The following is a 25,133-nucleotide window of genomic DNA, read 5'->3' as shown; positions in this document are numbered from 1 at the left end:
CGACCGCCGGGAACCGGACGGCCTGATATCTCAGGCAGTATTCCCCGGAATCGACCGCAAAAGCGACTCAATCGCGGCTTAACGCCAGCTTTCCGTACCTCCGTATCGCGAACACGGATAACGCGAACCGTCCGGGTCCGGCCGGTTCGGGCCGTGCTGCGGAAGTAAGGGGCGACTTCGTCGCCACAGGGCGTTCTTAACGTCTGTGGCCGAGCTGCCCCCGCACATCAATTCCGAGCGCGTTCGCAGAGTCGGCAAACGCGCGAGGGCATTTATCCCTCCAGCGACCCATCGTCTACCCGTGAGCGCGGACGGGACGTCGCCGTCTCCGGTCCGCCGACGCGGCGCACCGACTTCTCGAACAGCGCGCAGTCCGCAGGCGAACGCAGACACGAACGATAATTCATGCCAGCAATCGACACGCACGACCTGACGAAGCGGTTCGGCGACGACGTGGTCGCCGTCGACTCGCTCGACCTCACCGTCGACACCGGGGAGATATTCGGCTTCCTGGGGCCGAACGGGGCGGGGAAATCGACCACCATCAACATGCTGTTGGACTTCATCCGGCCGACCGCGGGGTCGGCCGAGGTGCTGGGTCACGACGCCCAGACCGAGACCCGGGCCATCCGGCGGCGGGTCGGCGTCCTTCCGGAGGGCGCGGCGCTCTACGACAGGCTGACCGGCCGCGAGCACGTCGCCTGGGTCGCCGAGACCAAGGGCGCGGACGTCGACCCCGACGCCGTCCTCGACCGCGTGGGGCTCGATTCCGAGGCCCGCGAGCGCAAGGCCGGCGGCTACTCGAAGGGGATGAGCCAGCGTCTCGCGCTCGGGATGGCGCTGGTCGGCGACCCCGACCTGCTCGTGTTCGACGAACCGTCCTCGGGGCTCGACCCCAACGGCATCCAGGCGATGCGCGACCTGCTCCGCCAGGAGGCCGAGCGCGGCACGACCGTGTTCTTCTCGAGCCACATCCTGCCGCAGGTCGAGGCGGTCTGCGACCGCGTGGGTATCATGAGCGACGGCCGCCTGGTCGCCGAGGACACCATCGAGGGGCTCCGGGAGGCGGCCGGGGGCCGGGGGCGAATCACCGCGACCGTCGACCGCGTGCCCGACGGGCTGGCCGGGGAGCTGGAGTCGCTGGCGGGCGTCGACACCGCGTCGCTCGGCGAGTGCGAGATCACCGCGGTCTGCTCGGACCCCGCCGCGAAGATAGACGTCCTCAAGCGAATCGACGACGTCACCCCCGTGCTCGACGTCAGCTCCGAGGAGGCGTCCCTGGAAGAGCTGTTCAACCGCTACACCGCCGCCGAGGACGACCAGCGCGACGCCGACGCCGAGCGGTCCGCGGAGGTGACCGCATGAGCTTCGCCGCCGTGGTCCGGAAGGACTTCACGGACGTCCGCCGGGCGAAGCTGCTGTGGTTCGTCGGCGGCATCTACACCCTGTTCGCCGTGCTGTTCTTCTACACCGGCAGCACGGGCGAGAACCCGGAGGTGCTGCTCCAGCTCTGGAACATGTCCGGGCTCGCGGTGCTGTTCATCCCGCTGGTCGCGCTCGTCGCGGCCTACCTCTCCATCGCGGGCGAGCGCGAGTCGGGCAGCATCAAGTACCTGCTCTCGATCCCGAACGGCCGCGCGGACGTCGTCTTCGGCAAGTACGTCTCGCGGGCCGGCCTCGTCAGCGGCGCCATCCTCCTGGCGTTCGGGGTCGCCGCCGCGCTGTCGGTGGTCTGGTACCCCGAGGTCGACTTCGCCACGTTCGCCCGCGTGACCGGGCTGACGCTGTTCTTCGCGCTGGCGTACGTCTCGGTCGCGGTCGGCATCTCGGCGCTGACCGCCTCGCGCTCGCGGGCCATGGCCGGCGCCATCGGCTACTTCTTCGCGTTCAACGTGCTCTGGATACAGGGATCGGCGTTCTCGGTCGTGGGGGCGCTCCGGTTCGTCTTCGAGGACACCCTCGGTATCTCGCTCGCGGAGAACACTGAGCTGTTCGTCCAGAGCCTGAGCCCGGCGACCGCCTACCTCCAGTCGCTCCGGCTGGCGTACCCCGCGGGCTACCGCGACCTCCCGCCGGCCGACCCTTCGACGCCGTTCTACCTCGAGCCCGAGTTCATGCTGGTCGTCCTGGCGGCGTGGGTCGTCGTCCCGCTGCTGGTGGGCTACTGGCGGTTCGAGCGGGCCGACCTCGGGTAAGCGAAAATACCTTCTCGCCCCGCTCCGAAGGCCGATTGTGACCGTTACCGAGCGCTCGCGCCGCCGGGTCGACTCCGCGCTCGACCGCCTCCGGAGCGCGTACGAGTCCGTCGAGTTGGTCGAGAAGACTCGCGAGCATTCGCCGGCGGCATACGAACGAGACCGCGAGCGGTTCGAGGCCGGCACCCTCGGCGGGGCCGGCGTCTGGGCGACCGATCCGGAGGGGCGCGTCCTGCTGGTCCGCCACGAGGGCGAATCGGCGTGGAGCGACCCGGGCGGCAAGCAGGAACCGGGCGAGCGCCTCGAAGCGACCGCCCGGCGCGAGGCCTCCGAGGAGACCGGCGTCGACGTCGAACTCGCCGGCGTCCGGCAGGCCCACCGCATCGAGGTCCGGGACGTCGCGGGCGAGCGACCGCCGGTCTATCGGCTCATCGTCATCTTCGACGCCCATCGCGTCGCAGGTGAACCGCGCCCGCGAGAGGGCGAGATCGCCGAGGCACGGTGGTGGCGCGAGCGACCCGACGAGCTGCTGTACCCGGAACTGTCCGAGTTTCCGGTTCCCGCGGCGGAGTGACCGGACGCTCGGGATCGCCCGACGCGGTACCGGCGGCTTCGGACGCGGCGAACAGACACAAGTCGCTCGCCCGCCTACCTCGATCCGTGTCACTACTCGGCAGCGAATCACCCGAGAGCGCCGCAGAAACCGTACAGGAAGCCAAGGATGCCGTGACGGACGAGGAGGGGCCAAAGACCCACTCGACGTCGTTCAAGCTCGCCCGCGTGCTGTTCGGCGGCGTGCTGGCGTTCACGGCGCTGAACAACTTCCGGGACCTCGACGAGATGATCGGCTACGCCGAGAGCAAGGGCGCGCCGAACGCCGAGCTCACGGTGCCGTTCATCAGCGGGAGCCTGCTGTTCGGCGGCCTCGGCATCGCGGCGTGGAAGCTGCCGCGGCTCGCGGCCGGAGCGGCGGCCACCTTCTTCGCGGGCGTCACGCCGGTCATGCACGACTTCTGGAGTCTCGACGACGAAGAGGAGAAGCAACAGCAGCAGATTCACTTCCTGAAGAACGCCGCCCTGCTCGGCGGCGCGCTGGCGTTCCTGCGAATCGGCCAGGACGACCGGAAGACGGACTGAACCGCCGGTATCCGTTTTCAGCGGCGAGGCCGACGTGCTAGATGACGCCCGTCGTCTCGGCCGCTTCGACGGCGGCCTCTTCGTTCATCCCGTTGCCCAGGATGGTGTACCGGTCGCGTATCTCGTGGGCCGCGGTCAGCGCGGCGACGACCGTCTCGTCGTCGATGCCGAGTTCCTCGGCCGTGGTGGGCGCGCCGATGGTCGCCAGCGCGTCCCGGACGCCCCGCCAGTCGCCGCCGTGGAGGTACTCGGCGACGATGGTGCCGACCCCGACCTGGTGGCCGTGGAGCGCGGCCTCGGGCACCATCCGGTCGAGCTGGTGGCTGAACAGGTGCTCGGCGCCCGAGGCGGGCCGCGAGGAGGTCGCGATGGACATCGCGACGCCCGACGACAGCAGCGCCTTCACGACCACCCAGGCCGACTCCTCCAGGCCCTGCTTGATGGAGTCGGCGTTGTCGACCAGCATCTCGGCGGTCATCTCGGCCAGCGCGGCGGCGTAGTGGGAGTACTCGACGTTCTGGAGCCGGTTGGCCAGCCGCCAGTCCTTGACCGCGGTGTAGTTGCTGATGATGTCCGCGCAGCCCGCGGTCGTCAGCCGCCACGGCGCGTCCGCGAGAATCTCGGTGTCGGCCACGACCGCCAGCGGCGGCTCGGCGGCCACGCTGTGGCGGGTGTCGCCCTCCGGCACCGACCCGCGGCCCGAGACGATGCCGTCGTGGCTCGCCGCGGTCGGCACCGAGACGAACCCGCGGCCGATCTCGTCGCTGGCCATCTTGGCGATGTCGATGGCCTTCCCGCCGCCGACCCCGACCAGGTAGCCCGCGTCGACCTCCCGGGCCACGTCGATGACCCGCTGGACCGACTCGAAGCTGGCCTCGTCGATCTCGACCACCGCGGGGTCGTCGCCCGCCGCCTCGAAGTCGGCGGCCACCCGGTCGGCCGCGACCTTCCGCGGCGTGGGGCTGGTCACCACCAGCGGCCGGCCGTGGAGGTGGAGCTCCGAGACGGCCTCGACCGTCCGGTCGAGGACGCCGTGGCCCACCACCACGTTCCGCGGCAGGCGAATCCACGTGGTTTTGTCGAACATGCAGGCTACTCTCTCGCGGGCGGGGAAAACAGTTTACCTCTCAGCTCGCTGCGATTGCGCACGACCCGCCGGCCTACTCCCGGAGGGTCGTGCGCGAGGACCGCCACCCGGCCCGCCGGGACCGCCGCGCGGGACGGAGCGCGTGCCTGACCGCCAGCAGGTGGCGCGCGAACGCCGCCAGGGCCAGCGCGGCGGCCCCGACGACCGCGTTGGCCGAGAACCCGTCGACCGGAGGTACGACCAGCCAGTGCGGGAGGTACACCATCCGGGTGGCGACGAGCAGCCAGGCCGTCGCGCCCGCGGCCTGGAGCACGGCCAGCCCCGCGGTCGGCCGCCGGACCAGCGACGCCAGCGGGCGCCGGCCCCGGACGGCGTTGTCGGTGACGGTGTGACGCGGGACGAGCGCGACCGCGAACGCGACGCCCGCGACCACGACGCCGACCAGTCCGTCGACCCACTGGACCGCCGCGAACCAGCCGACCCACAGCGCGGTCTCGGCCACCGCGAGGCCCGCGACCGCCTGGGCCGGCACCGGCCGACCCCACCCGTTGACGGTGACGTGGGCGAGCAGCGACTCCACGAGCATCCCGGCGAACAGCCCGGCCACCCCAACCAGCGCCGAGGCCGAGAGCGGGTCGACCCCGGCGACCAGCCCGAGCCAGACCGACAGCGCGGTGACCTCCACGGCCGTCAGCAGGACCACCCCCACGCCCCTGACGGTCGTCCGGATCGCCTCGCGGATCATCGTCGGCGCGACGGGCCGCGAGGCTGTCGAGGACGATACAGTGACATGGATTCACAATGGTTCTCGGGGGTGTTTGTTATCAGCCACCTGAAACCGGTAGCGCGGACCTGCGAACGGTCTCAAATCGGGGCTAACGCCGTTAGTCACGGTTTCAGCGGCCGGAACTGGTGGTAAGTTGATGCGGACTGTCAGGAACGGGGCGGACCGAGACTGCCGATCTCAGAGCGTGTCGAGCACGCCGAGCACGCGCTCCTCGGCGTCGCGGCCCGGGTCGTACTCGCTCCCGTGGCGGTCGCTCTCGAGGTGCTCCTCGACGGTCCGAGCCATCGCCTCGTCGAGCGGGGTCGACTCCCAGCCGAGCGCGGCGAGCTTGTCGGTGTCGAGCACGTGGGGGTAGTCCCGGTAGAGCACGAAGTCGTCGGGCGCGAGGTCCGCGGCCGCGAGTTCGCGCTCGCCCGCGTGGACGACGTCGACGCTCGTGTCGAGAGCATCCGCAATCAGGCCGAGCATCTCGTCGATGGTGACGAGGCGGCGGTCCCCCACGTTGTACGCCTCGCCGGGCGTCCCCTCCTCGGCGACCACCCGGAGCGCGCTCGCGACGTCCTCGACGTACGCGCGGTGCCAGACGTTGTCGCCGTCGCCGGGCACGACGACGCGGTCGTAGTTGGCCACCCGGTCGATCCAGTAGTCGAGCCGCTCGGTGTAGTCGTGGGGACCGTAGACGATGCACGGGCGGACGGAGTAGGCGTTCACGCCGCGGTCGGCCGCCGCGGCGATAGCCCGGTCGCCCTCGGCCTTCCGGTTGCCGTAGGTGTCGCCCGAGTCGTCGGTCGCCTGCTCGCGCGAGCAGGGCCGGAGGTCGGTCTCGCCCTCGCGCTTGGGGATCTCCTCGCTGCCGTAGGCGTCGCCGCTGGAGATGTAGACGTACGCGTCGACGTCCGAGAATATCTCGGTCGCGGCCCGGACGTCCCGGGGCCTGTAGGCCACGCAGTCGAAGACGGCGTCGGGGTCGACCTCGCGCCGCGCCTGCTCCAGCGCCGACTCGTTGGTCCGGTCGCCCTCGTAGTGGTCGACCGCGTCGTTGTCGGCGAAGGGGTTGTCGTGGTTCCCGCGGTTGTAGATGGTGACGTCGTAGCCGTGGTCGCGCAGTTCCGAGACGAGGTGGCGGCCGATGAACCGCGTGCCGCCGACGACGAGTGCGGAGTCCATGGCGGTGAAAGGTCGTCGCGTCCCAAAGGCCTACTGGAGTCGGAAATATCCGGGGGCCGCATAATTTGACGGACGCATAGTTTTGCCCGTATATCGGGACGACTGTCGTTTTCAACGGTGGAAAATACCGATTCCGACGCGTTTTCTGCCGATTTGCACAAATCGGGTGGAACGTTTATCAGTGAGAACGTCGAATAAAGTTCCCATGGGACAGAGAGAGGCCGAGTCCGACGGAATCGAAATTCGAGAGGCCGAATCGAGTGACGTCGAGGGGATCAGGAACGTCGCGCTGGAGTCGCTCCGCGCGTCGTACGCCGACGTTCTCGACGAGGAGGTCATCGGGACCGCGGTCGAGAACTGGTACGCCGACGAGGCGATGGACGCCGAACTCGGCGAGGAGGGGATGCTCTACCTCGTCGCGGTCGCCGGCGACGAGGTCGTCGGCTTCTCCCAGAACCTCGTGGCCGAAGGGGACGGGACCATCCTCTGGTTGCACGTCGACCCCGACAGCCGCGACGAGAACGTCGGGACGACCCTGCTCAACCACACGCTGGCGACCCTCTCGGAGCGGGGCGTCGAGCGCATCGCGGCCGAGGTCCTCGCGGAGAACGAGGCCGGGTGCACCTTCTACGAGGCAAACGGTTTCGAGAAGGCAAGCGATCGCGACCGGGAGATCGGCGGCGAGACCCACGTCGAGAACGTCTACGTCCACGAGGGCAGGGCCAAGTTCGAGGCCCGGGAGTTCGACGACCAGACCCTCTACGTCAACTGGGCCGAGAGCGAGCGGGGTTCGGACGCCCCGTTCTACGCCGCCTACAGCGACGACGACGGCGAGGACCTCTACGGCTACTTCTGCTCGAACTGCGGGAGCTTCGACACCGCGATGGACTCGATGGAGCGCCTGGAGTGCAACGACTGCGGGAACACCAAGAAGCCGGTGCGGTGGGACGCGTCGTACCTGTAGGCGGTCGCCCCGCTCCGCGGGACCCGGGTCGGCGTCCGACCGGGTCACTCCTCCTCGCCGACCTCGAACGGCGCGACGCAGTGGAAACTGCGGTCGCCGAGGCCGACGCCGAGCGCGAGCGCGTAGGTCCCCGGGTCCAGCGAGTACAGCTCGACGGTCTCGTCGGACTCGCGGGACGACTCCTGCTTCTCGAAGAGAAACTCCCACGAGTACGACCCGCCGGACGCGACGTCGGGTCCGGTCCCCGTCTTCACCATCGGCCAGGCGTGGGTCCACTCGCCGTCCTCGCGCCGCTTCAGCGACGGGAACGGGCCGGTGTGAGCCTCGCGGTCGCTCCGGTTCGAGAAGGTGACCACCAGCGAGACACTCGACTCCGTCGACAGCGTCCACGACGAGGGACGAAGGACGACCGGCGGGCTCGAGGCTGTGTGGGTGCACACCGACTCGGCACCCCCGGAGAACGAGGGACACGCGACGTCTATCGGCGGACCGGCGCCCGGAAGAGCCGACAGGCAACCCGGGGTCGCGGTGGCTGCGGCGGCGGTGCTTCCGGCGAGCGAGAGGAGTCTGCGACGTCTCACGGCGGGAGTTCGTCCCGCCCTCGCGTATAAAACTCAGCCCGGTCGGTTCGGCACCGATTCGGTCGGCGCCGGCTCGGTCCGGAACAGTCGGCACCGCTCCGTCCGCCTCAGTCCGCGCCGCTCTGCACGAGCGGGCCGACGTCCTCCTCGCTCCGCGCGGCCGGCGGCGGGGAGTTGCGCACGTCCTCGCGGCCCTCCTCGGTGACCGCGCGCCGGTAGGCGTCGGGCATCACCTTCACGAACTGCGAGAGCGCGGCCTCCCAGTCGTCGAGCAGCGCCTCGGCGCGCTCGCTGTCGGTGTAGGCCGCGTGGTTCTCGACGAGGCGGCGAAGGACGCGCTCGTCGCGCTCCGACAGCGACGACTCGAGGCTGACCATGCCGGGGTTGACCCTGTCGCGGAACTCGCCGTGGCGGTCCCAGACGTAGGCTACGCCGCCGGACATCCCCGCGGCGAAGTTCTTGCCGGTGTCGCCCAGCACCGCGACGACGCCGCCGGTCATGTACTCGCAGCCGTGGTCGCCGACGCCCTCGACGACCGCCTTCACGCCGGAGTTACGCACGCCGAACCGCTCGCCGGCGACCCCGTTGACGTAGGCCTCGCCGCCGGTCGCGCCGTAGAGCGCGACGTTGCCGACGACGCTGTTCTCGGTCGGGTCGTAGGCCGCCGACTCGGGCGTCTCGACCGCGAGCCGGCCGCCCGACAGCCCCTTGCCGAGGTAGTCGTTGGCCGCGCCGGTGAGGTGGAAGTCGACGCCCGACTGGAGGAACGCGCCGAAGCTCTGGCCGGCGGTGCCCCGGAACGAGCACGAGACGGTGCCGTCGGGCAGCCCGGCCGTGCCCCGCTCCTTCGAGATGCGGCCCGAGAGCATCGCGCCGACGGCGCGGTCCTCGTTGCCGATGTCGGTCTCGATCTCGACCGGCGCGCCGTCCACGATGGCCTCCTCGGCGACCGCGAGCAGGTCGCGGTCGAGGTGGTCGTCGATCTCGTGGGTCTGCTCGCGGGTCTTGGTCCGGGCGTCGTCGTAGCTCTCGCCGACCGACGGCTCGGCCAGGACCGACGAGAGGTCGAGGTTGCGGGCCTTCGGGTGGTCGGTCTCGCGCTGGTCGAGGCAGTCGACCCGGCCGACCATCTCCTCGACGGTCCGGAAGCCCAGGTCGGCCATGATCTCGCGGAGCTCCCGGGCGATGAACGTCATGTAGTTGACGACGTGGTCGGGCTGGCCGGGGAACCGCGACCGGAGCTCCTCGTCCTGGGTCGCGACGCCGACCGGGCAGGTGTTCTCGTGGCACTGCCGGGCCATCACGCAGCCGGAAGTGACGAGGCTGGCCGTGCCGAAGACGTACTCCTCGGCGCCGAGCAGCGCCGCGACCGCCACGTCCCGGCCGGTCTTGAGCCCGCCGTCGACGCTCACCCGGATGCGCGAGCGCAGGCCGGTCGACCGGAGCATCTGGTTGGCCTCCGCGAGGCCGAGCTCCCACGGCAGGCCGGCGTGCTTGATGGAGGTCTTCGGGCTCGCGCCGGTGCCGCCCGAGTGGCCCGAGACGTGGACCACGTCGGCGTTGGCCTTGGCGACGCCGGCCGCGATGGTGCCGATGCCGTCCTCCGACACCAGCTTGACGTTCACGTCGGCGTCGGGGTTTGCGGTCTTGAGGTCGTGGACCAGCTGCTTGAGGTCCTCGATTGAGTAGATGTCGTGCTGGGGCGGCGGCGAGATGAGCCCGACTCCGGGCGTGGCGTGCCGGACGTGGGCGATCATCTCGTTGACCTTGCCGCCGGGGAGGTGGCCGCCCTCGCCGGGCTTGCTCCCCTGGGCCATCTTGATCTGGAGCTCCTCGGCGTTGGCGAGGTACGAGCTGGTGACGCCGAACCGACCGGAGGCGACCTGCTTGACGTTGCACTCCTTCTCGGTACCGAACCGCTCGGGCGGCTCGCCGCCCTCGCCGGTGTTGGACTTGGCGCCCAGCCGGTTCATCGCGACGGCGTTGTTCTCGTGGGCCTCGGGCGACAGCGACCCGAGGCTCATCGCGGCGGTCGAGAACCGCTTCACGATGTCGCCGACCGGTTCGACCTCCTCGACCGGGATCGACTCGCGGCCCTCGTCGTCGAACTCCAGCAGGCCCCGGAGCGTCTGGAGCCCGCCGTTCTGGTCGTTGGTGGCTTCCGCGAACTCGGCGTAGGTGTCGGGCTCGTCCTGCCGGACCGCGCGCTGGAGCGCGCCGACCGTCTGGGGGTTCCAGGCGTGGTGCCGGCCGGCCGAGCGGTGCTCGTACTCGCCCTGGCGCTCGGGCTGGGGGTCGACGTCGTCGCCGTCGCCGCCGCCGTAGGCCTCGGCGTGGCGCTCGCGGAGGTCTGCCTCGACCCCCTCGACGCCGACGCCCTCGGTGCGCGCGGCGGTGCCCTCGAAGTACTCGGCCACGAAGTCCGAGTCGAGGCCGACCGCCTCGAATATCTGGGCGCCCCGGTAGCTCTCGACCGTCGAGATGCCCATCTTGGCCATCGTCTTCTGGAGGCCGTCCTCCAGCGCGGTGACGTAGGCGTCGACGGCCGCCTCGCGGTCCATCCCGTCGGGGCCGGCCACGAGGTCGGCGACCGACTCGAACGCGAGCGCGGGGTTGACCGCGCCCGCGCCGTAGCCGACCAGGCACGCGAGGTGGTGGACCGTCCGGGGGTCGCCCGACTCGACGACCAGGCCGGCGCGGTTGCGCAGGCCGTTCCGGACGAGGTGGTGGTGGACCGCGCCGGTCGCCAGCAGGCTCGGGATCGCGAGCCGGTCGGGGCCGACCTCGCGGTCCGAGAGCACCACGATCTCGGCGCCCGACTCGATGGCCTCCCGGACCTCGCGGCGGACGCGCTCGACCGCGGTCTCGAGGTCAGTGTCGCGGTCGTAGGTGATGTCGACGGTCGCGGTGGCGATCCGGTCCTGTTCGCGCACGCCGGCCATCTCGTCGTCGGTCAGCACCGGCGAGTCGAGCACGAGCTGGCGCGCGTGGGCCGGCGACTCGTCGAGCAGGTTGCGCTGGCTGCCCAGACGGGCTTCGAGGCTGGTCACGACGTCCTCGCGGATGTAGTCGATGGGCGGGTTCGACACCTGGGCGAACAGCTGCCGGAAGTACGAGAACAGCGGCCGGTTGAACTCCGAGAGCACCGACAGCGGCGTGTCGTCGCCCATCGACCCCACGGGGTCCTTGCCCGACTGGGCCATCGGTTCGAGCAGCTCGTCGAGTTCGTCGTGGGTGTAGCCGAAGGCGGTCTGGCGCGCCCGGAGGTCCTCGCCGGGGTCGCCGACGCCGGGCCCGGCGACGTCGCCGAGTTCGACCTGCTGGTCGTCGACCCACTCGCCGTACTTCTCGTCGGTCAGCCCGTCGAACACCTCGTCGTCGGGGACGACGCGGCCCTCCTCGGGGTCGGCGAGGAAGAGCTGGCCGGGTTCGAGCCGGCCGCGCTCGCGGATCTCGCTCTCGGGCGTGTCGAGCGCGCCGGCCTCGCTGGCCATCACGAGCCGGCCGTCGGTCGTGACGTCGTACCGGCAGGGCCGGAGCCCGTTGCGGTCGAGCACCGCGCCGACCCGCTCGCCGTCGGTCGCCGCCACGAGCGCGGGGCCGTCCCAGGGCTCGAGCAGCGAGGCGTGGTAGTCGTAGAACTCCCGGCGGTCCTGCGCCATGTCGTCGTCCTTGCGCCAGGCCTCAGGGACCATCAGCCGGAGCGCGTGGGGGAGCTCCCGGCCGCCACGGAGCAGGAGTTCGAGCGCGTTGTCGACCGCGGCGGTGTCGCTGCCCTCGGGGTCGGCGACGACCGGCGTCACCCGGTCGGTGTCGAACGACTCGGCCTCGAGGTCGTTCTCGCGGGCGCGCATCCAGTTGACGTTGCCCCGGATGGTGTTGAACTCGCCGTTGTGGATGACGTTGCGGTACGGATGAGCGAGGTGCCACGCGCCCAGCGTATTGGTCGAGAACCGGGCGTGGACCATGACGAACGTGCTCTCGATGCGCCGGTCGGTGAGGTCCGGGAAGTAGCCCGCCAGCTGGTCGCCCTTGAGCAGCCCCTTGTAGACGACGGTCTGACGGTCGAGCGAGCAGACGTAGAACCGGTCGGCACCCGCCGGGGCGTCGGCCTCGACGGTCTGCTCCAGCGCGCGCCGGGCGACGTAGAGCCGGTCGTCGAACGCCTCCGGCGAGAGGTCGCCCTCCGGCCGGACGAAGCACTGCCAGACCGCGGGTTCGGAGTCGAGCGCGGTTCGGCCGAGGTCCGCGTTGTCGGTCGGCACCTCGCGCCAGTGGAACAGGTCCAGCCCCTCGTCGGCGAGGACGTCCTCGGCGAGCGCCTTCAGCTCCTCGCCGGCGTCCTCGTCGTCCCTCGGGAGGAACACGGACCCGACCGCGTACTCGTCGGGGTCCGGGAACGCTCCGTCGAGGTCGGCCCCCAACTCCTCGACGAAGAACTCGTGGGGCTTCCGGAGCAGGACGCCCGCCCCGTCGCCGGTGTCCTCCTCCGCGCCGGTCGTGCCGCGGTGTTCGAGATTCGAGAGCAGGTCGAGACCGTCCGCGAGAACGTCGTGTCCGCCGCCGTTTTCGAGGTCCATCACGACGCCGACGCCGCAGTTCGCGCGGTAGTCGTCCGGGTCGGCGAGAAGCTGTCGGTCGCCGTCGGGTACGGGGTGGCGGTCCCCCGAGTCAGAACGTGGGTGCTCGGCCATGGGTCAACATTCGCGAACCCACTAAAGAGGCTAACCCTGAATGGTTAAGGGTATGTTAATGCCAAATAAGGATGTTAATATCACTTATTCGCGCGTCAGCGATACGTTCACTTCCGCCGTACCGGCTCTCGATTTCGGTGTAGATGGACGCTACGGCCGCACCGAAATCAATCCGAATCGATACTGTCGGCGGATGGAAAGATTGCCGGCGGACGGGCGAACCGGGTTCCGAGCCGCCCAGCTTCAGCCGCGCCACTCCAGGACGGTGGCGGCCCAGGTGTAGCCGGTCCCCGCCGCGAGGAAACAGACCACGTCGCCGGATTCGATGAGATCGCGCTCCAGGCCCTCGTCGAGCGCGAGGATTTGGTCGACGCTCTGGACGTGACCGTACTCGTCGAGGTAGTAGTTCTTCACGTCGAGCCGGTCGGTGAGGTAGTCGTGGAACGACCGCTTCATGTGAGTTAGTGCCACGAAGTCCAAATCCTCGCGGGCGTATCCGGACCGCGCCAGCGCGTCGTCCGCGACTGTCTCGAAGTTCGCCAAGCTCACGTCCGCGAGGCGCTCCTTCATCCCGTCGGGGTCGGGCACGTCGAGCGCGTGGAGCCCGGCCTCGATGGTGGCGTGGCTCGCGGGATTTCGAGAGCCGCCGGCCGGCATCACCACGTCCTCCGAGAAACTGCCGTCGGTGACCGCCGCGCTCTCTCGGACCACCGCCCGGGTGCGCTCGGCGTTCGAGTCCGCTTCGAGGACCATCGCGCACGCGCCGCTGCCGAAGTTGAACATGAACGACGAGTCCTCGTTGGCGTAGTCGACCAGGTCCTCTTCCCGGCTCGCCGACACCAGCAGTGCGGTCTCGGGCGCGTCGGCTAGCAGTTGGGACTTGGCCTGCCGAATCGCGAGGGGTGCGCCCGCACACAGCGCGTAGCTCTCGACCGCGTAGGCGTTCTCGGCGCCCAGGCGCTCGGCCACGTTCGCGGCCGCGCTCCACACCACGAAGTCCTTGAACTCCGATCCGTGGTACAGCACTATGTCCAGTTCTTCGGCGGGGAGGTCGGCGTCGGCGAGTGCCTGTTCGGCGGCCTTCACGCACATGTCGGTCGCGTGGTCGGCGTCCGGCGGACAGACCCGCTTCTCGCGCACCCCCATCTTCTCGACCACCACCTCCTCGGGGATACCGCTCTCTGCGGCGATCTCCTCGCCAGTCACGACCTCGTCCGGGACGTACGTACCGTAGCCCGTGAGGACGACCGCGGAGTCGTCCCCTTCGCTCACCGCTCGTCACCCCGGAGTCTCGCGGCGACTCGTTTGGCAACCGGGCCGCCGAGGCGGTCCCGGACCGTCCCGAGCAGGCCGTTCGGCACGAACAGCACGAACAGCACGAAGACGACGCCGATGTACAGCTCGGCGTGGCCGTTCAGGAACGTGTCGATGGCCTGCCCGACCGTGAGTCCGTTGTAGAGTTCGGTCGCCATCGTGGCCTCGCCGAGGTGGTCCCGGAGGTACGGGAGGAGCCCGCCGCCTTCGCCCGTCTTCGAGAGGAACTCGGTGATAGTCTCGTCGAACAGCCAGCCGTACAGCGGGCCGGCCAGCGTGCCGAACCCGCCGATGATGGAGGCCAGCAGCGCGTCGCCGGTCACCAGGAAGTAGAAGCTGGACTCGGGGGCGACCGACCGCCGGAAGCCCGCGAACAGTCCGCCAGCGACCGCCGCGAAGAAGGCGCTGACCGCGAACGCGCCGAGCTTGTACCAGAAGGTGTTGTAGCCGACCGCCTCGGCGCGCTCCTCGTTCTCGCGGATGGCGACCAGCACCCGGCCGAACGGCGAGTGGATGATGCGCTGCATCGCGAAGTAGCAGACCAGCACCACGAGGCCGATCATGTAGTAGGACACCTCGGTCGTCCCGAAGGATAGGAAGCCGAGCAGTCCCTCGATGCTGTCGCCCGCCAGTTGGCCGATGGCGAGATCGAGCGAGTCGACGCCCGGCACCCCGACGCTGAACGGTTCGGTCCGCTCCAGCACGGCGGGGCCGTCGCGGGGGTTCGACCCCACGTAGTCCCAGTCGCGGATGAACACGTACAGCACCTGCGAGAAGCCCAGCGTGATCATCGCGAAGTAGACGCCCGACAGCCGGAACGACACCGCGCCGATGAGCACCGCCAGCACCGCGGCCGCGATGCCGGCGAGCACCAGCAGGTAGACGAACGGCGTGGCCGTCCCGAGCAGCGGGACCTTCCCGTTGGCCGCCAGGACGACGAAGTACGCCCCGGTGCCGTAGAACGCCGCGTGGCCGAACGAGAGGTAGCCGGTGTAGCCGCTGATGAAGTCGAACGACATCGCGAACAGCCCGAAGTAGAGGACCGCGATCATCGTCTCGATGTCGGGCAGAATCGTCACCATCTCGGCGCCGACCGGCGAGTTGATGAGCGCCGAGTAGAGCGCCGGGTAGACCGCGAAGAACGCGATGACCGCGAGGTGGACCGACTGCTCGCGGGCGTACCGGACCGGCCACGAGGTCGCGGCCGCCGGCTCCTCTTCCCCGTCTGCCTCGGCGGCGGCCGCATCGGGGTCCGCGTCAGCGTCGGCGGTTTCGGTGCTAATGGCCGCCCACCTCCTCGACGCCGAACAGGCCCTGGGGTCGCAGGATGAGCATCGCCACGAGGATGAGGAAGACCGTCATCTCGGGTAGGCTGGCGAAGTCGACGTGGTTGACGAACCACCACGTGGTCGTCGCGTCGGCCATCCCGACGATGACCGCCGCCGCGACGGTGCCCCGGAACGTGCCGAGGCCGCCGATGATGACGACCACGAACGCCGGGAGCAGGGTGTCGGCCGCCAGCGGGACGCTGGCGCCCCACGCGGGGTCCCACATCAGCAGCGTCCCGGCCGCGCCCGCCACGCCCGCGCCCAGCGCGAACACGACGGTGAACACCCGACGGACGTCGATGCCGAGCGCCTCGGTCATCTCGGCGTCCTCGCTCCCGGCCCGGATGATGAGCCCGTAGCGCGTCCGGGTGAGGAACGCCCAGAGACCCGCAACCGTGGCGATCCCGACCGCGATCTCGAACAGCGAGAGGCCGCTGACCGAGATGAGCCCGAGGTCGACCGACTCGGCGAGGAACGACGGCTTGGTTCCCAGCGCGGCCTGCCAGTCGCTTGTGGGCTGCATCCCGTAGAACAGGACCGCGATGCGGACCAGCTCGTCGAGGATGAGCGTCAGTCCGAAGGTCAGCAGTATCTGGTACACCGGCGGCCGGTCGTAGAGCCGGCGGATGAGGCCCACCTCGACCGCGCCGCCGAGACCCGCGAGCAGCGCGAACGTCGCCGCGAGCGCGAGGAAGAAGGTCAGCAGGCGCATCCCCGCGCCGGTCGCCCCGCCGACCGCGAACACCATCAGCAGGCCGCCGAGGTAGGCGCCGATCATCGTCATCGACCCGTGGGCGAAGTTGAGCACGCCCATCAGGCCGAAGATGAGGGTGAGCCCGCCGGCGATCATCACGTAGATGGCGGCCTTCGCCAGGCCGTCGACCAGGACCGAGGCGAGGTTCTCCGGGCGGAGGAACTGGCCGAGCGCGTCGACGAACCCCGCAAGGGCGATTTGATTCGTCAATGCGGTGGCGACGTCCATCATGCGCTGAGATACCTCCTGAGCCGCTCGTCGTCGGCCGAGGTCTCGTCGGCGTCGCCCTCGTCGACCACCTGGCCGTTGTCGAGCACGTAGAACCGGTCGGCGAGGTCGAGCGCCAGCGGCAGGTTCTGCTCGACGACCAGCAGGGTCGTGTCGGTCGCGGCGTCGGCCAGCGCCTCGGCCACGCGCTCGACGATGAGCGGCGCGAGGCCCTCGCTGGGCTCGTCGACCAGCAGCAGGTCGTTGTCGCCGACCAGCCCGCGGGCAAGCGCCAGCATCTGCTGCTGGCCGCCCGACAGCGTGCCGGCCTCGCGGTCGCGGTGGTCGCGGAGGTCGGGGAACGTCTCGAACGCGAGGTCGAGCGCCGCGTCGACGCTGTCGTCCTTGGGCACCGCGACGCGGATGTTCTCCTCGACGGATAGCTGGGTGAACATCCGGCGACCCTCGGGGATCCAGCCGACGCCGCGGTCGGCGACCTCGTGGGTCTCCCGGCCGGTCACGTCCTCGCCGCGGTACCGGACCGTCCCCTCGCGGGGCGGGGTCAACTGCAGGATGGTCCGGAGCGTGGTGGTCTTGCCGACCCCGTTCCGGCCCACCAGTGCGACCACTTCGCCCTCCTCGACTTCGAGCGAGACGCCCTCGAGGATGTGGCTCTCGCCGTAGTAGGTGTGGGCGTTCTCGACTTCGAGTAGTGTCATGATAGGGTCCTCCTTGCTAGATTTTCGTCAGTAGCTGCTCCGACAGTGACTTCGAAATCGGAGCCGTGAGGTTCTCGAAAGCCCCCGGCCCGCGCCCGGCCGGCCCCTTTCATCCACCCAGACGCGTGGTTCTGTACCGACCGTCTGCTGGTGGACTGCGTGGCTGCGCGCAGTTGTACGAAAAATCGGTGCGCCGCGCTCACGCCGCGCCCTCCTCCGGGTCGGCCCCGGACTCCTCGGTGGGCGTCTCTGCGTCCCGGTCGAGGCTGCCGGCCTCGTAGCCGCCGAGGTACGCCTCCTGGACCGTGGGGTCGTTCCGGACCTCGGCGGGGTCGCCCTCGGCGATGACCGCGCCCTGGTTGAGCACCACGACCCGGTCCGAGACGTTCATCACGATGTCCATGTTGTGCTCGACCAGCAGCACGGCGTGGTCGGTCGCCACGTCCTCGATGAGGTCGATGATGTCGCCGACGCTCTCCGAGGAGACGCCCGCGTTGGGCTCGTCCAGCAGGAGCACGTCGGGGTCGCCCGCGAGCGCCACCGCGACCTCCAGTTGGCGCTTGGCGCCGTGGCTGAGGCTCTCGGCGGTGGTCTCGGCCTCGTCGGCGAGACCGACCCGCTCGAGTATCCGGTGGGCCTCCTCGATGTGCTCCTCGAAGGCCCCGGCGTTGCGCCAGAGCTTCAGCCCGTCGTCGCTGGCGGCCTGGGCCGCGACCCGGACGTTCTCCAGCACCGTGCTGGTCGGGAAGACGTTCGTGATCTGGTACGACCGGTGGAGGCCGAGGTTCGCCGTCTCGTACGGCGTGGCGTCGGTGACGTCTCTCCAGTTCCCCCCGTCGCGCACCTCGATGGTGCCCTCGGTCGGGGACAGCACGCCGGTCAGCAGGTTGAAGAACGTCGTCTTGCCCGCGCCGTTCGGCCCGATGAGCGAGCAGAGCTCGCCGTCGTCGAGCGCGAAGTCGACGTCGTTGACGGCGGTGAGGCCGCCGAACTCCTTCGTCAGTCCCGAGGTTCGCAACATGGCCTACAGCGAGCAGTCGACGCCGCTCTTCGGGATAGTCGTCTCCGAGGCGTCGATGGTGGCCAGCGGTTCGCTGGGCATGACCGCCGCCTTCCAGGAGTCGGCCCACTCGTCGGTGGTGGGCACGACGTCGGCCACGGTCATCGCCGACCGGGCCTGGTTGTTGTACTCCTGGAAGGTGTAGCCGCCCTCGCCCTTGGGAGTATCTTTGACCGTCATCCCGTGGAGCGCCTCGGCGACGTCGGCGCCCTCTGTCGAACCGCTCTCGTTGACCGCCTGGACGATGGCCGAGGCGGCCGTGAACGTCCCGGACGTGAACAGGTCGGGCACGACGCCGTAGGCGCTGGTGTAGCTGTCGACGAACGCGCTGTTGATGTCGTTGTCGTACTGGTTCCAGTGGTAGCGCGTCGTGAACGGCCCCATGTTCGCGCTCTGGATCTTCTCCTTCGTCAGGGGCTTGCCCAGCGCCTTCTGGAGGGTCTGGCCCACCACGGCGTTGGTGATGCGGGTGGCGAACCCGCCGAAGACGCGGTAGTCGTAGTTCCCGTTGAGGAACGCGGTGAACAGCTTCGGGAGGGTGTTGACGGTGAACCCGCCCACGATGCCCTCGGCGCCCGCGCTCTGGGCGTTGTCGAGCAGGCCCTTCCACTCGGAGTGGCCCGGCGGCACGAACTTCTTGCCGACGATCTCGACGCCCTCGGCCTCGAGCACCTGCTCGTAGTTGTTCACGACCGCCTGGCCGAACGAGTAGTCGGCGCCGAACAGGAACACCTTGCTCACGTCGGTCTGGTTGGCTACGTACTTCCCGCCCGACCGGGCGTCCATCGCGGTGTTCTCGCTCGCGCGGAACACGAGGTTCCCGCAGGTCTCGGAACTGCTGGTGATGGCGGCCGACGCCGCCGGCCCCACCATGTACGGTATCTGGGCCTGCTTGACCACGGTCTTGATGACGCGGTTGGCCGCCCCGGACGACGCGCAGCCGAAGAGCATGTCGACCTCCTCGTTCTGCACGAGGTCGGTCGCCAGCGTCTGGGCCTGGTCGGCGGCGAACCCGGTGTCGCGCACGACGAGTTCGTAGTCGACGTCGCCGACCGAGACGGTCTTGGTCCCGGTGCTCGACCCCTGGATGGGGTCGGTGTCGCCCTTGTACGCAAGCCCGGAGTAGAAGCCCCACAGCGCCTGCTGGCCGTAGTACTTGATGTCGCCCGACGTCGGCTGGAGGACGCCGATCTTGACCGTCCCGGAGGCGTTCGACTGCGTCGTCGTCTTCGTCGTGGTCTCGTTCATGCCGCCCTCCGTCGTATCGCCGCCCGCCGATTCGGTCGTCGTGTTCTGTCCACCGTCACCGCCCACGCATCCGGCGAAGCCCGCCGCTCCGGTCGCCCCGAGCGCCGCGAGCCATCGCCGTCGTGAAACACTGTCATCCACCATAACAGATTGGTATAGATTCCTGCGTTCGGCAAATACTGCGGGGTTAACATGTGAACGACCCGGCGGGACGCCGTCGCGAGGCGGCGAGAGCGCGCTCGCGTCCGCGCCGACTCGGGGGGAGTGACCTGTTCGTTCATCGGTTAACCTCCGGTTTTTCACTCCTCGGGGGTGTGCGTTCCGATATGTCCGACGAAGTCACCGCTCCGGAGCTCGCGACCGACGACGCGTTCGTCATCGAGGACGACCGGTTCGCCCCCGAGCACGTCGCGCTCGTCACGGGCGCGGCCTCCGGCATCGGCCGGGCGACCGCGCTGGTGCTCGCGGAAAACGGCCTGACCGTGGTCGGCACCGACGTCGACGAGGACGGCCTGGCCGACACCCGCGACCGGGCCGCCGACCTCGGGGTCGAGGGGACCGTCGAGACCGTCGCGGGCGACCTCCGCGAGGACGTGCCCGACATCGTCGAGGCGGCGGCCGAGTACGGCGACCTCGCCTTCCTCGCGAACATCGCCGGGATGCAGCACATCGACCCCATCGAGGAGTTCCCGATGGACGCCTACGACCGGATACAGGAGGTCATGCTCCGCGCGCCGGTCCAGCTCGCCAGGGAGTGTCTCCCGCACATGCGCGAGACCGGCGTCGGCTGCGTCGGCAACATGGCCTCGGTCCACGGCCACTACGTCACCGCCGACAAGGTGGCCTACAACGTCGCGAAGTTCGGCCTCCGGGGGCTCACCCAGTCCATCGCGGCCGAGGGAGATGGGGACGTCCGCGCGTTCTCGGTCAGCACGGGCTACGTCAAGACGCCGCTCGTGACCGACCAGATTCCGGACACCGCCGAGCAGCGCGGCATCTCGAACCGGGAGGTCGTCGAGGACGTGATGCTCGGCCAGTCGCGCACCGACGAGATGATGACGCCCGCCGAGGTGGCCAACCTCTTCGCGTTCGGCTTCTCGAAGCACGCCGACCACCTCAACGGCGGCGACCTCCGGTTCGACGACGGGATGACGCTGACCTACGAGTGAGCCGCGGTCTCTCCCCGGATTCCACAGCGGGACCACGACGCAGAGACCGTCCCAGCCGTGAACCGCCTACTCCAGTTCGTCGAGCGCCTCGACGACGCGCTCGATCATCTTCTGCTGGCCCCGCCGGAGGTTCTTCGACACCGCGGGCTTCGAGACGTCGAACTCGTCGGCGAGGTGGCCCAGGGTCGCGCCGCGGGGGCTCTCGAAGTAGCCGTCGCTGACGGCGGTCTCGAGGGTCTCGCGCTCGACGTCCGAGAGGTCCCGGCACCCCTCGATGAGGGTCATCGCGGCGCCCGCGTTCTGGACGAACCCCTGGAGGTCCGGAATCTCGGTGTTGTTGCGGTCGAGCACGTCGAACTCGTTGTCGCGTTCGAGCTCGGCCAGCGTGGTGTCCTCGCGCTCGACGTCGTCGAAGCCGACGTGCCAGATCTCGCTGCCCTCCTTTATGTGGAAGGGGCCGGTGATGTAGCCGTCGTTCTCCCGGATGGCGGCCATCGCGTCGGTCTCGCCGATGACCGTCCGGATGTGGGCGACGTTGCCCCTGCGGGTGAGCAGGTCGTAGTTGTGCATGTTGTCGTGATCCCGCAGGGAGCCCAGCCCCGCGGTGAGTTCGTCCCGGTCCTCGCCCTCGACCATCAGCCGGGTCTCGAGCCGGCGCTCCGTCCGGTCGAAGTCCCACTGGACGGCCGAGAACCCCACCGCGTGGTCGTCGGTCGTGTCGATAAACGGGCAGTCGTACTGCTCCATGTCCATCGTGATGTCTATCATGGGCCTGCCCTTGCTATCCGACCCCATACGCGAGGCAGGTAAAAAGATTTTATCTTCGGTTCCGGCAATCATCGCCGGAGGCGGGCCGTCGGCGGCGACCCGCATCTTTCCGACGCCGTAACTGCTTTCCACGGCGTGGCCCTACACTCTCTTGTTATGGCTCAGCGCGAGGAACGCGGAGACGCGTCTACGCTCGACGGGATGCCGCGGCTCGGAATCGGCACGTGGGAGAACACCGACGCCGGGACGTGCGCCGAAAGCGTCCGGCAGGCCCTGGAGATGGGGTACCGCCACGTCGACACCGCCCAGATATACGACAACGAGGAGCACGTCGGTCGGGGCATCGCCGACGCCGACGTGGACCGCGACGACGTCTTCCTCGCGACCAAGATCTGGACGAGCAACCTGACTCACGACGACGTCATCGAGACCACGAGGGAGAGCCTCGACCGGCTCGGGGTCGACTACCTCGACCTGCTGTACGTCCACTGGCCGGCACGCGAGTACGACCCCGAGGACACGCTCTCGGCGTTCGACGAACTGTACGACGAGGGGCTCGTCGAGAACGTCGGCGTCTCGAACTTCGAGCCCCGGCACCTCGACGAGGCCCGCGAGGTGCTCGACGCGCCGCTGTTCGCGAATCAGGTCGAGATGCATCCGCTGCTCCCGCAGGACGAGCTCGTGGAGTACGGCCGCGAACACGACGTCAACCTCGTGGCGTACTCGCCGCTGGCCCGCGGCAAGGTGTTCGACGTCCCCGAAATTCGGGACGTCGCCGAGAAGCACGACGCCTCGGCCGCACAGGTCAGCCTGGCCTGGCTGCTCCAGCGCGACGGCGTGGCCGCGATTCCGAAGGCCTCCAGCGAGGACCACATCCGGGACAACTGGGGGGCGCGCGACCTCGAACTCGACGACGAGGACGTCGAGAAGATCGAGTCCATCGACGACCGCGAGCGCCAGGTCGACCCCGGCTTCGCGCCGTGGAACTGACCGAGGCGGCCCGGCGGGCGCGGGAGTTCCGTTCCGACGGGGAGAACAAAATGTTTTACTGATAGGTCTCCGTCGCTGCGGACGATGATCGACTCGCCCGACGATTCCACCGTCCGCGCCCTCCATCGACTCGTCGAGCACTACACGCCCGACGGCGCGCTCGGCCGGACCCTGCTCGGCGGGCCGGCGCTGCTGCTCGCGCCGTTCATGTTCCTCGGCGGAGTCGCCGTCCTCGGCAGCGCAGGGAGCTTCGCGGCCTTCGTGACGGCCCTGCTCATGGTCGTCCTCAGCGTGCCGGCGCTCCTGGTCGGAGTCGTATCGCTCTGGCCGGTCTACCTCTCGCTCATCGGCAACGTGGAGTCGGCGGCCGCGTACCCCGACGGCGCCGCCGGCCCGGACGACGAGCGCCAGACCGCCGAGGACGTCCTCAAGCGTCGGTACGCCGCCGGGGAACTGAGCCAGGACGAGTTCGAGCACCGCCTCGACTCGGTGCTGGCGACGAGCGAGCGCGGAGACGACTCCCGGCCGAGTGGTCAGTCGAGCGGAGAGCGAGAGCGCCGTCGGGAAACCGACACGCACCGCGAACGCTCCCGGAACCGGTAGGTGGCCGGTCTCGAAGTGGTAATAACCCTACATTTCTGGGGGCAGAATCGACACCGTTCCGCCGGAACGACCCCGAAACTTCATAACGGCCGTAACGTATTAAAACGCAGATGCACGGCGGAACAAGCGGTACCGGCCTCGTCGGAGCGATCCGATACGACCTGCAGCGGCTGCACGAGAGTTGGATGGCGCTGTTCTTCCCCCGGCAGCGCGGGAACCAGAGCGGCGTCCTCGGCAAGTGGGAACCGACCTCGACGTCGGGGAAGGTGGCGTACGGCGCGTGGAGCGCGGTCGGAACGGCGGTCGTGGCGCTGCTCTACCCCCTGACGCTGTTCGGCTTCGCGGCCCGCTACTACACCCGGAAGATAGACGGGACCGCGACCCGACTCGGCGTCGTGGGCGTGCTGGTGCTGTCGATACTCGTGTGGGGCGGACTGACCGCGCTCGCCCGGGTGCGCTTCTCGACCGACGGCTTCCTGGCGGTCGCGGTCGCCGGGGGAGTCGCCACCGTGGCGGCGGTGCTGGCGTACGTCTCGGGGACCCGCGGGGGCCGGCTCAGCACGGTGCTTTTCGCCTACCCGTTCGCGATGACGGCCGTCTTCCTGCCGCCGGTCGTCGCGGCGCTGTACTCCCCGACCCTCTCGGAGGTGATCTTCCCCAAGAGCTACACGCTGGCGGTCTGGCTGCTCGACAACCCGCTCGACCTCTGGGGCCTCAACACGTTCCTCCGCGAGCAGTTCACCCTCGAGGGCGCGAACTACGTGGCGATGTGGTTCGGTCTCTCGGTGCCGACGGGGTGGTTGCTGGGTCTGCTGGTGACGCTGGCCGACGTCGTCCGGCCCAAGGGAGAGTAGAGCAACGCTTTTGCTTTCATCGTCCCGAGAGTCGCGTATGGAGTTCAACGCACCTGTAACCGGTGCAGTGTTGCTCGCCATCGTCGCCCTCGGAACGGTAGGACTCATCGCCATGGACTTCATGGCCACGAGCACGGTACTGATGATGGTGGCCCCGTCGATGCTGGTGTTCGGTCTGATCGCGCTCCTGCTCGGCGTCAAGCACGGCGAGTACCGGGCGATGCACTGACGGGCCGGATTCGGCCAACTGATCGAAAAGAAAGGACGCGGTCCGCGACCCGCCGTCCGCGACCGCGGACTGTGCGGTCAAGCACCAGCAGTTAGACCGCGAGCGAACGAAGTGAGCGAGCGGACCGAGGAACCCTCGAACTCACGCGCCGTCAGCGCGTGAGTGAGGGGGTGACGACGTGTTTTTCATGAACGTTTTCCCAGGGAGAGAGCGCCTACGGCGCTCTCGACCGCAGGAAAAGGTTCACATGTAGCCCAGGTCGCGGAGGCGCTCCATGAGGTCCTCCTTGTCCTGGGCGCGGCCGGCGCGCTCGGTGGTGTCGTCGAGGTCCTGGAGCCACGCGGGGTCCTCGGTGGTCTTCTCGGTGCTGACCTCGCTGCCCAGCGACCGGAACCCGGCGAAGTACTTGGGGCTGACCGGGATGTCGTCCTGCGTGAGGTCGTTCGGCAGGTCGTCGTGGTCCTGGGGCACGTAGCCGTCGTCGGGGTACTCCTCGACGGTGTCGGGCACGACGTAGTGCCAGAAGGTGTCCCAGACCGCGCGCTCGTCGAACTGGAGGATGGGCTGGACGCGGTCGTGGGGCGGGTAGATGTCGGGGTCGTGGCGCGGGCTGAAGAACGTCTCGTCGGCCCGGGCCTCCTGCTCGTCCCAGCGCACGCCCGAGATGATGCCGTCGATGTCGTGCTCCTCGATGGCGTCGTTGAGCGCCACCGTCTTCAGCAGGTGGTTGCCGACGTAGGTGTCGAGCAGGAACGGGAACTCGTCCTCCTCGTACTCGAGGATGTCGCGGACGTGGTGCTGGTTGTGCTCGTTCAGCGCGTCGATGGGGATGTCGTCGCCGGGTTCGAGGTCGTTCTCCTGGGCGTACTCGCCGACGTCCTCGTTGCGGGCGTAGACGACCTCCAGGTCCCACTCGTCGGCCCACTTATCCACGAAGTCGTGGATGTCGTCGAAGTGCTGGTAGTGGTCGATGAACACCGCGGGCGGGGTCTCGAGGTCGTACTTGTCGGCGACCTCCTTGATGAAGTACAGCGTCAGCGTCGAGTCCTTGCCGCCGGTCCACATCACGGCCGGATTCTCGTACTCCTCGAGGCCCTGCCGAGTGACCTCGATGGCCTTCTCGATCTTGTGCTCCATCGAAGCGTAGTCCTCGGGGTCCTCGCCTTCGCCGTCGGTGTAGTCGACGTCCACGTAGTCGGGGAAGTCTTCTGCCATCGTTCGTAATTAGATATAATTACCGGCCTAAAGTGCTTTTCGGCTCTCCATCGTTTCAGGCCG

General features: G+C 69.1%; 23 protein-coding genes. 10 read left to right on the top strand and 13 right to left on the bottom strand.

Annotated elements, in window-relative coordinates:
- Positions 1 to 405: 405 nt before the first annotated feature.
- The 4 genes from DVR07_RS02625 (at position 406) to DVR07_RS02610 (ending at position 3,332) form a co-directional block, all read left to right on the top strand.
- Entirely contained in the window at positions 406 to 1,365 is a 960-nt protein-coding gene (locus DVR07_RS02625) for an ABC transporter ATP-binding protein (RefSeq protein ID WP_115795227.1), read from the top strand.
- Complete coding sequence (locus DVR07_RS02620; protein WP_115795226.1) at positions 1,362 to 2,195, top strand: ABC transporter permease; 834 nt, start codon at positions 1,362 to 1,364, stop codon at positions 2,193 to 2,195. Before DVR07_RS02625 ends, DVR07_RS02620 begins: the two co-directional genes overlap by 4 nt.
- 37 nt (positions 2,196 to 2,232) lie before the next feature.
- Positions 2,233 to 2,769: an NUDIX hydrolase gene (locus DVR07_RS02615; protein WP_240318841.1), complete on the top strand. Its 537-nt coding sequence runs from the start codon at positions 2,233 to 2,235 to the stop codon at positions 2,767 to 2,769.
- Between the two features lie 86 nt (positions 2,770 to 2,855).
- On the top strand, positions 2,856 to 3,332 hold the full coding sequence (locus DVR07_RS02610; RefSeq protein ID WP_115795224.1) for a DoxX family protein: 477 nt from the start codon (positions 2,856 to 2,858) through the stop codon (positions 3,330 to 3,332).
- A 37-nt stretch (positions 3,333 to 3,369) separates the two neighbouring features.
- Here DVR07_RS02610 and DVR07_RS02605 read toward each other — a convergent pair whose 3' ends face one another.
- The 3 genes from DVR07_RS02605 to DVR07_RS02595 all read right to left on the bottom strand — a co-directional run bounded on the left by DVR07_RS02605 (position 3,370) and on the right by DVR07_RS02595 (position 6,373).
- A complete protein-coding gene (locus DVR07_RS02605) occupies positions 3,370 to 4,419 on the bottom strand; it encodes an NAD(P)-dependent glycerol-1-phosphate dehydrogenase (RefSeq protein ID WP_115795223.1) in 1,050 nt (349 codons plus the stop codon).
- Between the two features lie 73 nt (positions 4,420 to 4,492).
- Positions 4,493 to 5,164 carry a hypothetical protein gene (locus tag DVR07_RS02600; protein ID WP_115795222.1) on the bottom strand — a complete coding sequence of 224 codons (672 nt, stop codon included), beginning with the start codon at positions 5,162 to 5,164 and terminating at the stop codon, positions 4,493 to 4,495.
- A gap of 219 nt (positions 5,165 to 5,383) precedes the next feature.
- Entirely contained in the window at positions 5,384 to 6,373 is a 990-nt protein-coding gene (locus DVR07_RS02595) for an NAD-dependent epimerase/dehydratase family protein (protein ID WP_115795221.1), read from the bottom strand.
- Positions 6,374 to 6,578: 205 nt separating this feature from the next.
- Here DVR07_RS02595 and DVR07_RS02590 point away from each other — a divergent pair, with 205 nt between their 5' ends.
- Positions 6,579 to 7,337 (top strand): GNAT family N-acetyltransferase, encoded by a 759-nt coding sequence (locus DVR07_RS02590; RefSeq protein ID WP_115795220.1) that lies wholly within the window; start codon positions 6,579 to 6,581, stop codon positions 7,335 to 7,337.
- 44 nt (positions 7,338 to 7,381) lie between these two features.
- On the opposite strand, the gene DVR07_RS02585 is transcribed toward DVR07_RS02590, so the two are convergent.
- The 8 genes from DVR07_RS02585 to DVR07_RS02550 form a co-directional block, all read right to left on the bottom strand.
- Positions 7,382 to 7,777 carry a hypothetical protein gene (locus DVR07_RS02585; protein WP_115795219.1) on the bottom strand — a complete coding sequence of 132 codons (396 nt, stop codon included), beginning with the start codon at positions 7,775 to 7,777 and terminating at the stop codon, positions 7,382 to 7,384.
- 248 nt (positions 7,778 to 8,025) lie between these two features.
- On the bottom strand, positions 8,026 to 12,612 hold the full coding sequence (gene gltB / locus DVR07_RS02580) for a glutamate synthase large subunit (RefSeq protein WP_115795218.1): 4,587 nt from the start codon (positions 12,610 to 12,612) through the stop codon (positions 8,026 to 8,028).
- A 243-nt stretch (positions 12,613 to 12,855) separates the two neighbouring features.
- Positions 12,856 to 13,884, bottom strand: coding sequence for a 3-oxoacyl-ACP synthase (locus DVR07_RS02575; RefSeq protein WP_115795217.1), 1,029 nt, complete (start codon positions 13,882 to 13,884; stop codon positions 12,856 to 12,858).
- Complete coding sequence (locus DVR07_RS02570; RefSeq protein ID WP_193570004.1) at positions 13,881 to 15,008, bottom strand: branched-chain amino acid ABC transporter permease; 1,128 nt, start codon at positions 15,006 to 15,008, stop codon at positions 13,881 to 13,883. The genes DVR07_RS02575 and DVR07_RS02570 overlap by 4 nt, the downstream gene beginning before the upstream one ends.
- A 196-nt stretch (positions 15,009 to 15,204) precedes the next feature.
- On the bottom strand, positions 15,205 to 16,236 hold the full coding sequence (locus DVR07_RS02565; protein WP_115795215.1) for a branched-chain amino acid ABC transporter permease: 1,032 nt from the start codon (positions 16,234 to 16,236) through the stop codon (positions 15,205 to 15,207).
- Positions 16,236 to 16,934 carry an ABC transporter ATP-binding protein gene (locus tag DVR07_RS02560; RefSeq protein ID WP_115795214.1) on the bottom strand — a complete coding sequence of 233 codons (699 nt, stop codon included), beginning with the start codon at positions 16,932 to 16,934 and terminating at the stop codon, positions 16,236 to 16,238. Before DVR07_RS02560 ends, DVR07_RS02565 begins: the two co-directional genes overlap by 1 nt.
- Before the next feature lie 199 nt (positions 16,935 to 17,133).
- A complete protein-coding gene (locus DVR07_RS02555) occupies positions 17,134 to 17,955 on the bottom strand; it encodes an ABC transporter ATP-binding protein (RefSeq protein ID WP_115795213.1) in 822 nt (273 codons plus the stop codon).
- A gap of 3 nt (positions 17,956 to 17,958) precedes the next feature.
- Complete coding sequence (locus tag DVR07_RS02550; RefSeq protein ID WP_205410976.1) at positions 17,959 to 19,383, bottom strand: ABC transporter substrate-binding protein; 1,425 nt, start codon at positions 19,381 to 19,383, stop codon at positions 17,959 to 17,961.
- 185 nt (positions 19,384 to 19,568) lie between these two features.
- Here DVR07_RS02550 and DVR07_RS02545 point away from each other — a divergent pair, with 185 nt between their 5' ends.
- Positions 19,569 to 20,411, top strand: coding sequence for an SDR family oxidoreductase (locus tag DVR07_RS02545; RefSeq protein WP_115795211.1), 843 nt, complete (start codon positions 19,569 to 19,571; stop codon positions 20,409 to 20,411).
- A 66-nt stretch (positions 20,412 to 20,477) separates the two neighbouring features.
- On the opposite strand, the gene DVR07_RS02540 is transcribed toward DVR07_RS02545, so the two are convergent.
- Positions 20,478 to 21,179 carry a helix-turn-helix domain-containing protein gene (locus DVR07_RS02540; RefSeq protein ID WP_115795210.1) on the bottom strand — a complete coding sequence of 234 codons (702 nt, stop codon included), beginning with the start codon at positions 21,177 to 21,179 and terminating at the stop codon, positions 20,478 to 20,480.
- Positions 21,180 to 21,335: 156 nt separating this feature from the next.
- Here DVR07_RS02540 and DVR07_RS02535 point away from each other — a divergent pair, with 156 nt between their 5' ends.
- The 4 genes from DVR07_RS02535 (at position 21,336) to DVR07_RS02520 (ending at position 23,855) form a co-directional block, all read left to right on the top strand.
- Positions 21,336 to 22,169, top strand: a complete 834-nt coding sequence (locus DVR07_RS02535; RefSeq protein ID WP_115795209.1) for an aldo/keto reductase — start codon at positions 21,336 to 21,338, stop codon at positions 22,167 to 22,169.
- A gap of 84 nt (positions 22,170 to 22,253) precedes the next feature.
- Complete coding sequence (locus tag DVR07_RS02530; protein WP_115795208.1) at positions 22,254 to 22,772, top strand: DUF1707 domain-containing protein; 519 nt, start codon at positions 22,254 to 22,256, stop codon at positions 22,770 to 22,772.
- 110 nt (positions 22,773 to 22,882) lie between these two features.
- Positions 22,883 to 23,626, top strand: coding sequence for a hypothetical protein (locus DVR07_RS02525; RefSeq protein ID WP_115795207.1), 744 nt, complete (start codon positions 22,883 to 22,885; stop codon positions 23,624 to 23,626).
- Between the two features lie 37 nt (positions 23,627 to 23,663).
- Positions 23,664 to 23,855 (top strand): DUF7333 family protein, encoded by a 192-nt coding sequence (locus DVR07_RS02520; protein WP_115795206.1) that lies wholly within the window; start codon positions 23,664 to 23,666, stop codon positions 23,853 to 23,855.
- Between the two features lie 243 nt (positions 23,856 to 24,098).
- Here the strand turns inward: DVR07_RS02520 and DVR07_RS02515 are convergent, their stop codons facing one another.
- Positions 24,099 to 25,070, bottom strand: a complete 972-nt coding sequence (locus DVR07_RS02515; protein WP_115795205.1) for a phosphoadenosine phosphosulfate reductase family protein — start codon at positions 25,068 to 25,070, stop codon at positions 24,099 to 24,101.
- Positions 25,071 to 25,133: the final 63 nt, after the last annotated feature.

The sequence above is a fragment of the Halorussus rarus genome (genome assembly GCF_003369835.1).
Lineage (GTDB): Archaea > Halobacteriota > Halobacteria > Halobacteriales > Haladaptataceae > Halorussus > Halorussus rarus.
This window is presented reverse-complemented; position numbering and strand designations above follow the sequence as displayed.

Bases quoted from the DNA above. Each gene is read 5' to 3' on its own strand.
- DVR07_RS02625 (WP_115795227.1), top strand. From the start codon at position 406: ATGCCAGCAATCGACACGCACGACCTGACGAAGCGGTTCGGCGACGAC.
- DVR07_RS02620 (WP_115795226.1), top strand. From the start codon at position 1,362: ATGAGCTTCGCCGCCGTGGTCCGGAAGGACTTCACGGACGTCCGCCGG.
- DVR07_RS02605 (WP_115795223.1), bottom strand. From the start codon at position 4,419: ATGTTCGACAAAACCACGTGGATTCGCCTGCCGCGGAACGTGGTGGTG.
- DVR07_RS02600 (WP_115795222.1), bottom strand. From the start codon at position 5,164: ATGATCCGCGAGGCGATCCGGACGACCGTCAGGGGCGTGGGGGTGGTC.
- DVR07_RS02595 (WP_115795221.1), bottom strand. From the start codon at position 6,373: ATGGACTCCGCACTCGTCGTCGGCGGCACGCGGTTCATCGGCCGCCAC.
- DVR07_RS02590 (WP_115795220.1), top strand. From the start codon at position 6,579: ATGGGACAGAGAGAGGCCGAGTCCGACGGAATCGAAATTCGAGAGGCC.
- gltB (WP_115795218.1), bottom strand. From the start codon at position 12,612: ATGGCCGAGCACCCACGTTCTGACTCGGGGGACCGCCACCCCGTACCC.
- DVR07_RS02570 (WP_193570004.1), bottom strand. From the start codon at position 15,008: ATGGTGACGATTCTGCCCGACATCGAGACGATGATCGCGGTCCTCTAC.
- DVR07_RS02565 (WP_115795215.1), bottom strand. From the start codon at position 16,236: ATGGACGTCGCCACCGCATTGACGAATCAAATCGCCCTTGCGGGGTTC.
- DVR07_RS02560 (WP_115795214.1), bottom strand. From the start codon at position 16,934: ATGACACTACTCGAAGTCGAGAACGCCCACACCTACTACGGCGAGAGC.
- DVR07_RS02555 (WP_115795213.1), bottom strand. From the start codon at position 17,955: ATGTTGCGAACCTCGGGACTGACGAAGGAGTTCGGCGGCCTCACCGCC.
- DVR07_RS02545 (WP_115795211.1), top strand. From the start codon at position 19,569: ATGTCCGACGAAGTCACCGCTCCGGAGCTCGCGACCGACGACGCGTTC.
- DVR07_RS02540 (WP_115795210.1), bottom strand. From the start codon at position 21,179: ATGATAGACATCACGATGGACATGGAGCAGTACGACTGCCCGTTTATC.
- DVR07_RS02535 (WP_115795209.1), top strand. From the start codon at position 21,336: ATGGCTCAGCGCGAGGAACGCGGAGACGCGTCTACGCTCGACGGGATG.
- DVR07_RS02530 (WP_115795208.1), top strand. From the start codon at position 22,254: ATGATCGACTCGCCCGACGATTCCACCGTCCGCGCCCTCCATCGACTC.
- DVR07_RS02525 (WP_115795207.1), top strand. From the start codon at position 22,883: ATGCACGGCGGAACAAGCGGTACCGGCCTCGTCGGAGCGATCCGATAC.
- DVR07_RS02520 (WP_115795206.1), top strand. From the start codon at position 23,664: ATGGAGTTCAACGCACCTGTAACCGGTGCAGTGTTGCTCGCCATCGTC.
- DVR07_RS02515 (WP_115795205.1), bottom strand. From the start codon at position 25,070: ATGGCAGAAGACTTCCCCGACTACGTGGACGTCGACTACACCGACGGC.